This is a genomic window from Sulfobacillus thermosulfidooxidans (genome assembly GCF_001280565.1).
Taxonomy (GTDB): Bacteria; Bacillota; Sulfobacillia; order Sulfobacillales; family Sulfobacillaceae; genus Sulfobacillus; species Sulfobacillus thermosulfidooxidans_A.
The window spans coordinates 202,677-214,600 of sequence record NZ_LGRO01000002.1; the positions used below are offsets into that span (position 1 = coordinate 202,677).

Annotated in this window: 12 protein-coding genes; 1 reads left to right on the forward strand and 11 read right to left on the reverse strand. The window is 48.5% G+C overall.

Translation table 11 applies throughout. The annotated features are described in order from the left end of the window. Positions 1-94: 94 nt before the first annotated feature. The 11 genes from AOA63_RS16520 to AOA63_RS16570 form a co-directional block, all read right to left on the reverse strand. Positions 95-997 (reverse strand): heme o synthase, encoded by a 903-nt coding sequence (locus tag AOA63_RS16520; protein ID WP_053960893.1) that lies wholly within the window; start codon positions 995-997, stop codon positions 95-97. Between the two features lie 138 nt (positions 998-1,135). Next, the gene (locus AOA63_RS16525) at positions 1,136-1,369 is read right to left on the reverse strand and encodes a hypothetical protein (protein ID WP_053960894.1); all 234 of its coding nucleotides are present in this window, start codon (positions 1,367-1,369) and stop codon (positions 1,136-1,138) included. Positions 1,370-1,415: 46 nt separating this feature from the next. Further along, a complete protein-coding gene (locus tag AOA63_RS16530) occupies positions 1,416-1,988 on the reverse strand; it encodes a cytochrome c oxidase subunit 3 (protein WP_053960895.1) in 573 nt (190 codons plus the stop codon). Between the two features lie 30 nt (positions 1,989-2,018). Further along, complete coding sequence (locus AOA63_RS16535) at positions 2,019-3,926, reverse strand: cytochrome c oxidase subunit I (RefSeq protein WP_431607703.1); 1,908 nt, start codon at positions 3,924-3,926, stop codon at positions 2,019-2,021. Positions 3,927-3,979: 53 nt separating this feature from the next. Continuing rightward, on the reverse strand, positions 3,980-4,798 hold the full coding sequence (locus tag AOA63_RS16540) for a cytochrome c oxidase subunit II (protein ID WP_020376363.1): 819 nt from the start codon (positions 4,796-4,798) through the stop codon (positions 3,980-3,982). Between the two features lie 26 nt (positions 4,799-4,824). After that, on the reverse strand, positions 4,825-5,478 hold the full coding sequence (locus tag AOA63_RS16545; protein ID WP_053960896.1) for a twin-arginine translocation signal domain-containing protein: 654 nt from the start codon (positions 5,476-5,478) through the stop codon (positions 4,825-4,827). A gap of 371 nt (positions 5,479-5,849) precedes the next feature. Further along, positions 5,850-6,998, reverse strand: coding sequence for a 5-(carboxyamino)imidazole ribonucleotide synthase (gene purK / locus AOA63_RS16550; protein ID WP_053960897.1), 1,149 nt, complete (start codon positions 6,996-6,998; stop codon positions 5,850-5,852). Further along, positions 6,995-7,525: a 5-(carboxyamino)imidazole ribonucleotide mutase gene (gene purE / locus AOA63_RS16555; protein ID WP_053960898.1), complete on the reverse strand. Its 531-nt coding sequence runs from the start codon at positions 7,523-7,525 to the stop codon at positions 6,995-6,997. The genes purK and purE overlap by 4 nt, the downstream gene beginning before the upstream one ends. A gap of 40 nt (positions 7,526-7,565) precedes the next feature. Then, positions 7,566-7,988: a hypothetical protein gene (locus AOA63_RS16560; protein WP_053960899.1), complete on the reverse strand. Its 423-nt coding sequence runs from the start codon at positions 7,986-7,988 to the stop codon at positions 7,566-7,568. A gap of 141 nt (positions 7,989-8,129) precedes the next feature. Then, complete coding sequence (gene cydB / locus AOA63_RS16565; RefSeq protein ID WP_053960900.1) at positions 8,130-9,140, reverse strand: cytochrome d ubiquinol oxidase subunit II; 1,011 nt, start codon at positions 9,138-9,140, stop codon at positions 8,130-8,132. 74 nt (positions 9,141-9,214) lie between these two features. Beyond that, the gene (locus tag AOA63_RS16570; RefSeq protein WP_242848397.1) at positions 9,215-10,684 is read right to left on the reverse strand and encodes a cytochrome ubiquinol oxidase subunit I; all 1,470 of its coding nucleotides are present in this window, start codon (positions 10,682-10,684) and stop codon (positions 9,215-9,217) included. A 119-nt stretch (positions 10,685-10,803) separates the two neighbouring features. Here AOA63_RS16570 and moaA point away from each other — a divergent pair, with 119 nt between their 5' ends. Then, a complete protein-coding gene (moaA, locus tag AOA63_RS16575; protein WP_242848398.1) occupies positions 10,804-11,820 on the forward strand; it encodes a GTP 3',8-cyclase MoaA in 1,017 nt (338 codons plus the stop codon). Positions 11,821-11,924: the final 104 nt, after the last annotated feature.

An 11,924-nucleotide genomic window follows, 5' to 3' on the forward strand; every position in this document is an offset into this window, starting at 1 on the left:
GCCTTACTTCCAGTTTTCCCACTTTAAAATTTTACTATCACTGGTAAAGACAAAACAGGCCACAACGACGGGTGGCCTGTTCGAAGGAAGGCATTTAATGGTGGGGTAACGCCACAATCATGGCGAAGAAAATACCCATCATATATAGCAAGGAGAATTTAAACGTCTTTTTGGCCCATTTAATCTCCGGTTCATGTTCTTGTAAGAGATAGACATGATAGCCAATGAAGGTTACCCCTAAAACGATGGCAATAATAAGATAGATGCCTGAAACCGTACCCGTAAAATACAATCCAATCGATGCCGCCAACAAAAGCCACGCATAGATCATACTTTGAGTTTTCGTGACCCGTTCTCCCCGAACAACAGGCATCATCGGGATACCGGCATTACGGTAATCGTCTTGTTTATATAATGCCAGGGCCCAAAAATGCGGTGGTGTCCATAAGAAAATGATGAGAAACATGAGGATAGCGGGTAGTCCCACATTACCGGTGACAGCAGCCCATCCCACTAACGGCGGGAAAGCGCCGGCAGCACCTCCGATGACAATATTTTGCGGTGTGCGCCGTTTCAGCCAAATAGTATAAATAAAAACGTAAAACAGAAAGCCGCCTAACGAACACAAGGCTGTGGTCCAGTTAACTAACAACCCTAATCCGACAAAAGAGATTGCTTGAAGGATAATACCAAAAATTAACGAATGTACAGCAGGAACTCGACCTTGAGCGACAGGACGCATCTTGGTCCGGCGCATAATTTGGTCAATGTCCCGGTCATACCACATATTTACCGCGTGTGCTCCTCCACTGGACAGCGTGAGCCCTAACATGGTAAGCACCGTTAGCCTCAGAGACGGAAGATGACCCGCCGCTACAACCATCGCGCAGTATGCGGTAATGAGCAACAATGAAATAATTCGCGGTTTCATCAAGGTAACATAATCCAATATAGTCGTCGTAATACTACGCGACACGGGTACTGACTGCGCGTACATTATCGCTACCTCCGTCTAATCAGGTTGCGCCATACGGGCACTTATTTAGTAATCCTATCGAACTAACTATAACGTCCCGTTCCCTATTTGCCAAGTTATCTAAGAAAAAAGGCTGGCGATTCCGCCAGCCTTTGGCTCTTAACCGGGAATCGACGGGGGTTTGGGCGTGTTCGTACTGGTTCCTGGTCGTCGTGATGCGCTCTGTGACGGCTTTTCATCGCGGTCAATACTCATTGCCACGCGTCTGAGAGTCAAGAGCAAAATTGACATCACAATGATTTGGAATATCCACCACGCCGGATCCCACCAGTGCGGCATTCCCTCACTGTACGGCATCTTTAATGGTAAGGTTGGCCAAAATCCTCCACCCATATCCATATCCCTCCTCTTAAATTTTTTTACAAGCTCTAATCATCTATTAGAGGAGATAAACAACAATCCAACTGGCGATCCAAGCCAAGGCCACAAAGCCCCAGAAGTACACCCCAGCTTCAACCGTCCAGTACTTTTCGGGTTTGAGATTGATGCGCCCCGCCCGGGAAATCGCTGCCCAGAGCATGATCAATCCCACTACTGCATACACAATGTCCGCACCAGTAATGGCAAAAAACATTTCACCGAATCGCGATTGCGGTGAGGTGTACCGGCCAGACCATTGATAGAACGTCGTGAGAATCGCGAAGATCCCAAGAACCGCAGCGACTTTAAGCCGGCTTCGAATGGCTTGTTGATCACCGGATTCCCGGCTAAGCCGCATCACTCCCCATGCGACAACTAAAGAAACAAGCATGAGAGCTGCTGTCACGACTCCTAAGATTTGACTAGCGCGGGGAGAGACATAGCTCCCCGCATAAACATACTTCGCTTCGTACAGAACAACGTAAGGGACAATCTGGGTTGCTACGAAGAAAAGGAATCCGAATCGCACGGCACGATAATTACGCGGCGTCAATTCTTTTTCCAGCCCTAATTGTTCCAACTGACTAGACACGCTAAAGTCACCCACTTTCTGCTCGCTGTTTTACGCTTCCGGTTGAGGCTCCCTGGTTGTTGCCGCTAACTCGCTAAAGGCCGATTGGCTAATAGCTGGTTTGGCTCCTTCGCCGTAGGTGTAAAATCCGGCAACAATTTCCGGTTGTTCGGGGAAGTTGTAACGCGGCGGCGGCGACGAGGTAAACCATTCGGGAGTTTTGGCGTTCCACGGATTTTCTCCAGCAACCTGGCCATTGCGCCATGTCCATCCGATGAAAATGATGTGTGCCACGAACGAGGCTCCCAAGATGAACGCGAAGATGGATACTTCGAAGTTCATGGGCTGTAAGTAGGCCGGGTACGCAGGCACCCACCGGTTCATTCCGTGCAGTCCTAAGAGGAAGAACTGGCTGAAGGTGAGGTTGAAAGCTAAGAACGTGATGATTGACAAGGTCTTGGCCCACGTTTCATTCGCAATGCGCCCTGACCATTTTGGCAACCAGTAATAGATGGCCGCCATTGCCGAGAAAACCATGGATCCGATAATCGTGTAGTGGAAGTGTCCGACTACCCAAAAAGTATCATGCAACTGCAAGTTGACAATGGGGTCGGCCAAAAACACTCCAGTCAAACCTCCGATGAGGAAGTTGAACATACTCATGAGCACTAACAACGCTGGAGTATTCAAGCGAATCTTGGATTTCCATAATGTCCCAATCGCTGACATGTACGCAAATCCCGTCGGAATCGAGATCATTTCGGTGAAGAAGGAGAAGGGCAAGATTTCACTGTTTCGCAAGTTGGTGAACATGTGGTGCGCCCACACGAGTCCGGAGAGCATCATCACGAACACTAAGCCGATAACGGCCCACTGGCGGCCAAACAGCGATTTTTGCGCCATAACCGGGATAATCTCGTTCCAGATGGCGAAAGCTGGCACGGCAATGATGTACACCTCAGGATGTCCAAACAGCCAGAAAAGCATCAGATACGTCATCGGACTGCCCGTTGCCGTAAATAAGTTCAACGGGACAATCTTGTCTAGCAATCCAAGCACGAACGTGGTTTGAATTTCAGGGAACCAAATTAACATTAATAGGTTAACGGTGACCTGTCCCCATACAAACAAGGGGAGACGGCCCCATGTCAATCCTGGAGCTCGGCGGAACATCACTGTGGCCACTAAGTTTAAAGCCACGATGAGTGAGGACATCGTTAACGCTAACACACCCAAGTAGTAGAAAATAATCCCGTTTGCATCTTGTCCCGCTAAGGGTTCATAGCCACGCCATCCAGTAGACCACTCCCCTAAGAGAGGGCTGAAGAGCACGGTCAGAATTCCTGCAGGCACGAGCCATACTCCGATTCCCGATAATCTTGAAAATACAGTTTCGCGCGCTCCAATCATCAAGGGCACGAAGTAGTTACCCAAACCACCAATCATCATAACGGTACCAAACGAGAACATCATAATGGTTCCGTGTATGCCCACGGCGGTTAGATAATTGCTGGGATAGTGGAAAATCGTTAAGTATGGGGTCATCAGTTCGTAGCGCATCAGCATGGCGATACCACCGGCAATTAAAAATCCGCCGGTCGCGAACATCATATACTGGAGACCAATGACCTTGTGGTCTGTACTGAGTTCAAAGTAACGACGCCACCCTGTGGTCTTTTCTCGCCATGTTGTGGCTATGCCAAAGGTAGGTAAAATAACGCCTTCCCAGGCTCCCACTCCTAACAACCAGCCAATCACGGCGCCGACCCAGGCTAGAGTTACCGAAGGTCCAGTGACAAATGGATGCCCGCGGAACGGGTCAACCATAACGAATAAGGCATCAACAACGATAAAGCCAATTGCCGCCCACAGGAAAGCGCGAAGTACAGGCGGCATTCCGGGTTTCCGGCGAATGGCGCCTTGGGGATCTTGCATGTCTCTCGACAAGGCTTGAGCCACGGTTTTAACCTCCTTGTTCCATCTTAGTCAAGGTATTTAGGCTGTTAAACGACTTAACCTGCCCCATTGGCTAAAGATTTTTCGTATTTAATCCACTGCGCAAATTGCGCTTGCGACACCACTTTCAAGGGTGCTTCCATCCACGGATGACCCGGTCCACACACTTCAGCACATTGCACCCGCACCATGGGATTGACGCTGAAGGACGTAATCTTGGTGGGGGTCAGGTACTCATAGCGGGTTTCCCCGGGAATCACATCTTCTTTAATCCCAAAGGCCGGAATCCAAAAACTGTGAATCACATCGGCATATTGGTCGTAGGTGTGATAAGGGTCGTAGGACCGCAACACAAATTCTACGGGCTTGTTCACCGGCAGTTCCAACATGTCTTGCCCGTTGGCATTCACGGTTTGGGTTAGCCCATATTGGGGATAACTGAAGATCCATTCCCACTGCCGGGCCGTGACATCCACAATCAAGTCGTGGGTGTTGGCCGCGGGTTCATCTAAGGCAAACATTTGCTCCATGGCGGAGGTCGTCGGATGGAGGAAAAAGAGCAAGTTCAAAACAATACTACCGCCGACCCACACCACCACAAACGCTTTGTTGTCCACCGCGAACCGGCGGTTCGCGGGTGGCATTTCGCCCCGTTTGGTGTGGAAGCGCACCATCGTAAAGAGCAAGAACAAGGCCACAAACACGAAAACCGGGGTTAAGACAACCATAATAAAGTCAAACGCCTGTAGAGCCAATTCCCCTTGGTTGGAGACAATATAGTACATCGGGTTGTGATGAATCAGCACCCGGTCCCCAATTTCGGCGAGAACACTCAAAATGACCCACAGGATGGTAAAGACGACATTCTCACCCATGAAGGGCTCGCTCCTTTCTCATTGCCTTATGCCGGCAGAATTAACACTTTCCCGCGCATGCCCGTGCGGTAGTGAATGTACTGTTGCACAAAGCAGCCATAATCCCAAATGCCCGGCTTGTTGGGCACGGTAAAGGAAATATGGATGCTGCCGCCGGGTTTTAAGGTCGGGCTAAAGTCTCCTCCACTGGCAATGTTAAAGAGCTCTTTAGGCCCGTCATAGGTCACAATCGCTTTATTAGGCACAAAGTTGTCAACCTTATAGGGATCACTCAAGGTCACGTGGACCCCATCCCAAAAGTCTTCTGCCCAGGCATCCGCCGGCAGATTGCCAAAGGCTTGGAAATAGGCCTCATTCACATGGCGGCCCATGGTCCATTCATGCCAGTGGGTATGACTTTGATTTTGGAAGATAATGTCCATCTGGTCGCCGACGCGCCAGGTCATGTAATTGGGGATGTAATAGTAGTCGTACGCGTAAAGATGGACCGTCCCGGAACTGACCGGCGATCCAAAGATACCGCGGGCGGCATCCACGAGCGCTTGGCGGCCAAACAACGTCACCGCGCCCGCTACCCCTAAGGCTGCACTACCCACGAGAAATTGGCGACGACTCCATTGATTTTCCTCAACATTTTCGCCATTTAGAATATTCTCTTCTTTGGCGGGATCCTTTTCCACGCCTCTTCCTCCTTCACACAATCCATACTCGGATTCATCCGAATTGGACTTATGTTATTGAGTGGTTTACCCGACAGCAATTGAGGTTATAAAACCTTAATCAATTACTTCATTGTCGGTTTATCAAACCCTGGCATCCTTAAGATATGGTTGTAGATGCCTAGTATGCTATGCCGAATAAATCACTACTCGACATTACTAGGTGATTGTAGCACGTTTAGACTAAAAGGGATCCCATAAATTTTGCAAATCCATGTCGTTTTTACTTGAGTATAAAAATTTAACAGTGTCAGGTTATATTTTCGAAGGCTGCGTTGCATCACTCAGAGATTTTTTCAGGGAGTTTGTTGAAGAAAGTTAAACCGCTCCGATTAATGCTCGGAGCGGTGGGAGAGGCTTAGAGCATCTCGGGCTTGACGAACTCGTCTCATGGCGGTTTCCGGGGTATCTGCCAACGCCGTAATGTGCCCCATTTTCCTGCCGGCTCGTGGCTCATCTTTCCCATAAAGATGTAAATACGTATTTAACGTTTCTAGTGCTAAACTCCAGTTCAAGTCGCCGCTTTGCCACAAATCCCCCAACAAATTGGCCATTGCTGCCGGACTCCGTTGATGCTGACGTCCCAAGGGCAATCCAGAAATTGCTCGAATATGTTGATCAAACTGTGAGTAATCAAACGCCTCGATGGTTAAATGTCCCGAATTATGAGGGCGTGGAGCCAATTCATTCACGAGTACATCATTACCCACAACAAAAAACTCCACTGTCATAGTACCGACCAGGTCCAGATCCACAGCAATCTGACGAGCATAGGAGACGGCTTTTTCCGTAATATGTTCTGGAACCCGAGCTGGAGAAATAGAAACATCTAAAATTCCGTTCTGATGGTGATTTTCGATCGTGCCAAAATCGACCATATGTTGATTTTGATCCCGGGTTAAAACGACCGAAATCTCAACGTCGTAAGGCACAAATTGTTCCACAATAAGCGGGACATCGGGCCACGAGGCTAACGCCGTGTCTAATTCCTTAGCATTGTCTACGCGCATCTGACCTTTACCGTCATAACCGCCTCGCGCGGTTTTCACTATAGCCGGAAAGTGAGAGAAATTCCGCAACTGCTCGCGTTGTTCAAAACTCTCCGCCGACAAAAAATCGGCGGTCTTAAGACCTAGACGGCGGCACATGGTCTTTTCGTAGATCCGATTTTGAGAAATCGCCAATAACCCAGGATTAGGAAACACCGGCCGTTCATGAGCAATTATTTCTAGCTGAGGAACGCTGACATTTTCAAACTCATAGGTAATCACCGATGACAACGCCGCCAAATTTTTCACCGCATCCGTATCGTCATAGGACGCTATAATGCGGTGATGGGCAATTTGAGCCAAAGGTGCTTCAGGATCCGGATCCAAAACCGCTACACGGTACCCTAGCTGATAAGCGGCATAGGCCATCATGCGGCCAAGCTGTCCTCCCCCAATGATGCCAATATACTCCCCGGGCTTGAGCTTAATCACGATTTATCCGCTCCTTGGTCACCATCATCCTGGCTGTTTAACGCATTCTCCGCGTTCATGACATCTTGTGCCATTCTCCGGCGCACTTGATGCAGTCGCTCTCGTAGATTGCCATCATGCACGGCAAGAATTTCTGCCGCTAAAATAGCCGCATTTTTCGCCTGACCAATGGCCACAGTAGCCACCGGTATTCCCCCAGGCATTTGGACAATCGAAAGCAGTGAATCCAATCCTTGTAGATTTTTGGTAGGAACCGGAACGCCGATGACGGGCACCGTCGTATACGCCGCGGTCATTCCCGGTAAATGGGCGGCCCCACCCGCACCGGCTATGATTACCCCATAACCGTGGGATTCTGCTGCTTTAGCAAACTCGGCCATACGATCTGGAGTCCGGTGGGCTGACAGGATATGTGCATCCACCGCCACGCCGATTTCGCGTAAAAAATCTACCGCTTCTTTCATCACGGGCCAATCTGATTGACTTCCCATGATGACCGCAACTTTCACCCCATTTTTCCTCCTCATCTCGACATACTTCCCCTATTATAGCAATTTCTCCAATGGGCTATGTCCCGAGGATAAGGTGTGAAGACAGCCGAAGCCAGTGGATTTCTTGGTGATCACGCTTCCAATTCCCAGAAAAGGTGTTTGCCGGATTTGACAACACGGCAATGGCAGCAAAACGCAGAGGAGGCCAATGGGCTAAGACGAGATGAATCGGTGCATTGGGGGTTCTGGCTAGGAACAGCACTGTTTTATGTGCTGGTGTCAAAACAATGCCATAAACTAAGCCCTGATTGATAAGGGACTGTAGTTCACTAGGTGACACGGTGGGAAGGCTGCCCAAATCACCGAGCTGCACCTCAGGAGGTGCAGGCGGCTTCACCATAGAACCGGGGGTCACATGGTGAAAGGAAAGCGGGTAGCGCACCCATGCAAAGGCGGCTACTAGCGCCATCATAATCAAAGCAACCAACTTGGCGCGCATACAATGTGTCACTCCCGAGGCTTTTACACAATATAACGCTTGAGGACTCGTTGAGGTCACAGGTCACCCAGGGGCGCATTTTTCATACGACAGCGTATCACATTAGTAGCCTTACGGATCAGCCTTTCATCATGGAATTTTTTAGTATTCTAATTTGCTGTGTTGGTCGATGCGCTTGCGAAAAACCCAATAACTCCATGCTTGATATCCCAAAACAATTGGCAAGAGAAATATTGTCATAATGGTCATGACATGAAGGCTATATGGATTCGCCGCCGCATTATATATCGTCAAATTCCAAGACGGATTGAGAGAACTGATCATCACATCGGGATAGAGAGACAAAAAGATGGTAATAGTAGACAAAATAATTGTAAATCCGGTCGAAACAAACGCCCACTTTTCCTGGCCCCGCTGTAAAAACAAACGCACGGCAATCATACTCAAAAAAGCAAACACAGGAATGGGTCCCGGATCGAGACCTAAACGCCGAACGATATCGGTTTGGTAATAGGTCATCACGACGAAAATCAAGAAAATCCCCGTGGCCGCAGGTCCAATCCGGTATGCTATCTTTTCGGCCCGTTCATGCAGCACACCTTTGGTTCGGATCATCAAAAACAAGGCTCCATGCAATGCAAAGACAAACGCAACAGAAATCGCACCGAGGATGGAATAGACATTAACCAGTTGCAGTAAAGATCCGACAAAGTTTCCTTGGGCGTCAATGGGTATCCCTCGAACCATGTTGGCCATAATAAATCCCCATACTAAGGGAGGGACAAAACTCCCCCACACAAACAGGCTATCCCATATTTGGCGCCATCGCAGGTCCTCTACACGGCTGCGAAATTCAATGGCTACGCCGCGGACAATCAAAGCGGCCAATAGGAAAAAGAACGCCAGGTAAAAGCTACTTAAGAAACTCGCATACCACGCCGGAAATGCCGCCAATAACGAACCGCCCGAAGCGATGAGCCATACTTCATTCCCATCCCAAAATGGACCGATGGTTGAAAGAACCAGCCGCCTGTCATGATCATTTCGCCCAACAACAGGAAGCAACATGCCCACACCATAATCAAATCCCTCAAGAAAGAAATAGCCGATGAACAAGACCACTGCTAACACAAACCAAGTCACATTTAACATGTCATTCTCACCCTCCTGTTAAAACATCAAGCGTCCTTCATGACATAGGTTCTATTCTTCTTACGCCCACCGGGTTAGTGAAGGTCATCATAATGAACTGGCGATTTGGCATGTCTTAATGATTCATGTCCATGGAGTAAATAGCCATGCTTTGAGGATTCCTCCTCATTTTCTTGACCTTGTTCTTGACTGGGACCTTGATGAATGATGAGTAAAAAGAGATATATGGCGGCAGCGGCGATACTGAGATACAAAATGCCATAACCTATGACTGTCGTCCACAATTCACTAATACTGACGGTAGGCGATATGCCATTTGGGGTTTTTAACAGTCCAAAGACAGCCCAGGGCTGACGCCCTACCTCGGTCATTACCCATCCCGCCGTATTGGAAAGATACGGTAGAATCAAGGTCCACTCCATCAACACAAGTAACCAGTGCGGCCGTTTGCCTTTGATGGTTAAATAGGCTCCTATGATGGCAATAAGCATCATAGTGGTTCCTGCAAATATCATCGTGCGAAATGCCCAAAACGTCCAAACGATAGGCGGCATGTAATTCCCGGGCCCATAGCGCAACTGATAGAGATGATTAAGTTCCAATAGCCCAGTAACCCGTCCGCTTAACCGGTTATACGCTAAGATGCTTAACAAGTAAGGAATCTGCAACACAAAGGGATCGGAGTGTGTTTTTGTATCGATCGTCCCCACAATCGTCCACGGTGCGTGAATGGGACTGGTGTGCCACAATGCCTCTGACGCCGCCATTTTCATAGGTTGGGCCACAATTAAATGTTGAGCTTGCTCATGACCTAAAATAAAGACGGAGACACTGCCAATCAAGGCGCCAATCATGGCAATCCGAAAACTCGGTTCAAAGACCTCATCATTGGTATGGCGAATAAGATGGTAAGAGCTGACAGCCGCCATGAAAATCGATCCGGTCGCTATCGCACCGAACAGAGTATGGGGAAACTCCAACCAAAGTTGTGGATTGGCTAAGACAGCGAAAAAATTCACCATTTCCGTGCGGCCGTGACGAAAAACAAATCCCACCGGTTCTTGCATAAAAGAATTGGCCGCTAGAATCCAAAAGGCTGACATTGCCGAACCTAAAGCCACCATCCATATGGCAAAGAGATGAACTTTGGGCGAAAGTTTTTCCCAACCAAAAATCCATACTCCCAAGAACGTCGATTCTAAGAAAAACGCCATTAATGTTTCAATTGCTAAAGGAGCCCCGAACACATCCCCAACAAAGCGAGAAAAATCGGCCCAGTTGGTGCCAAACTGGAATTCTTGGATGATTCCAGTAACCACGCCGACAGCAAAGTTGACCAAATAAATTTTCATCCAAAATTGCATAGCCTTACGGTAGACGTCATTATGGGAGCGGTAATAGAACGTTTCCAAAATGGCAATCAGAAGTCCTAATCCAATCGTCAAGGGGACAAAGAGAAAATGGTACAGTAATGTTCCCCCAAATTGTAAGCGAGCGAGTCCGACATTTGTCATTTTTTCATCACCGAGGACAGTGTGTGCCATCAAAGCCAGAATCATACGCGATGGCCATCTTTAAAAGGGCTTCTTCCCCCATCAAAGAAAAGGTAAAATCAATATCAAGTCCTGGCCATGAAATGGCCAAGGAAAGGGTGAGAAGTCCTATGCCAACGGTAACTGACCAACATACACGTCCCCTGCGCGATCTCCGCTTGTCCGTGACGGACCGCTGCAATTTTCGCTGCATTTATTGCATGCCGAAAGAAGTCTTTGGGGCCAAATTTCATTTTTTGCCTAAGCATGATTTACTGACATTTGATGAATTAACGCGCACAGTTAGGGTTTTTTCTCAGTTAGGTGTGAAAAAAGTGCGTATCACCGGTGGAGAACCGCTATTACGCCAAGACTTGGATGTGTTAATTCGGCAATTAAGTGAGGTCCCGGGCATTGAAGACATTGCCATGACCACAAATGGCTACTTTTTGGACCGAGGACGCGCCGAGCGCCTTCGGCAAGCGGGCCTTAAACGTGTAACCATCAGTCTCGATGCCCTAACTGATGAGATTTTCAAGGCCGTCAATGATGTTGGTGTACCTGTCGGAAAAATACTTTCCGCTATTGATGCCGCCATTTTTGCTGGTCTTGGACCGGTTAAAGTCAACATGGTTGTGAAACGCGATGTTAATGATCAACAAATCATCCCCATGGCACGCCATTTCCGCCATAGTAGAGTCGTTTTACGATTCATTGAATATATGGATGTAGGTAACACGAACGGATGGCGATTAGATGATGTGGTACCGGCATCAGAAATTCTGACTATCCTCCAACAAGAATGGCCGTTAGAACCATTAGCCCCAAATCACCCCGGGGAAGTCGCACGGCGCTTCCGCTATCAAGATGGCGGGGGTGAAATCGGTATCATCGCATCCGTGACCCAGCCCTTCTGCCATCATTGTTCTCGCATTCGCCTTTCTCCTGAAGGCCGTCTCTATACCTGTTTATTTGGATCTGAGGGGTTCGATTTGCGCCATCTTTTACGAGAAGAGGGAGTGGATGATGCCCAGATTCTCGGCGCCATACAAGCGTTGTGGCATCGGCGTACCGATCAATATTCGCTACTGCGATCTCAGGCCACGTCATCCGCGCCAAAAGTGGAGATGTCGCATATCGGCGGATAACTTATTGCGCTACCATTATTCACTGATCTCTCCAAAAGTTGGCTAATGCCCGCATTTCACCCCCTTTTGCGCCCGCGCATAGAGTAACCACTGATTCAGTAAAC